Origin of the sequence: Streptomyces sp. NRRL B-24572 (genome assembly GCF_002156145.1) — a bacterium.
Classification (GTDB): Bacteria; Actinomycetota; Actinomycetes; order Streptomycetales; family Streptomycetaceae; genus Streptomyces; species Streptomyces vietnamensis.
Genome location: NZ_MWIG01001138.1, coordinates 156 through 942, shown reverse-complemented (window position 1 = coordinate 942; position 787 = coordinate 156). Strand labels below are relative to the sequence as shown.

At 66.5% G+C, this 787-nt stretch carries 2 protein-coding genes; both read right to left on the bottom strand.

Going from position 1 to position 787, the window contains the following annotated elements; all coding sequences use genetic code 11:
* The coding region (locus CCN56_RS40865) for an NUDIX domain-containing protein (protein ID WP_143664847.1) at positions 1 to 193 on the bottom strand (193 nt) is incomplete at its 3' end.
* A gap of 251 nt (positions 194 to 444) precedes the next feature.
* Positions 445 to 787 (bottom strand): FAD-dependent oxidoreductase (locus tag CCN56_RS40860; RefSeq protein ID WP_256962446.1); only part of this gene is annotated, 343 nt, incomplete at its 5' end.

Genomic DNA, 787 nt, shown 5'->3' with positions numbered 1-787 from the left:
CAGCGCGGCCGCGGACGCCGGTTTCCTCCAGCAGTTCCCGTTCGACGCATTCGGCCCAGGTCTCGCCGGGTTCCTGGCCGCCGCCGGGTAGCGACCAGGTGCCGGGCCATGGGAAGTCTCCGACGTTCAGCAGGACGTGGTCGTCCTTGACGACGAGGGCGCTGGTGGCGGGGCGTAAGCGGCTGATGCTCATGGTGCCTCCAGATCTGGGAGAGCGGTGAGCGGTGAAGCGTAGTCGCGACCTAGGTGGGATGGCATTCGTTTTGCTGGGGCTGCCGGNNGCCTCGTTGAACATGTCGAGCGAGGTGCGGGCATCGAAGTTCCTGATGACAGGGGTATTTGCTGCGCCGTCCGTCACAGTCGATCCACCGCGTTCTGCTGCGTCACGTCTGCCCCTTCAAGGCGCTGGGAGGAACGAGAGACGTATTGACCAGAGACCTGAGGTCACTTCAGTTCAAGCATCTTCCGAGCCTCCTCGGCACAGCCCCACGAGAGCGTGACGCCGGCGCCTCCATGCCCGTAATTGTGTACGACCACGGTGTCAACCTCCCAACGCTCGGCCTCCACGCGGACTGCGGAGCGGGTCGGCCGGGCACCGATCCGGTGCTCTAGGACGCGGGCCTGGGCGAGACGGGGCTCGACCTCGGAACAGCGGGCCAGAATGCCGGCTGCCGCTTTGTCGTCGGCGGCGAGGTCGCCTTCGTTGTCGATGGCGGTGCCGCCCAAAACGACGGTGTCGCCGTGGGGGTAGAAGCACATCAGGTCCGGGGAGAGGCCGGTGTCCTCG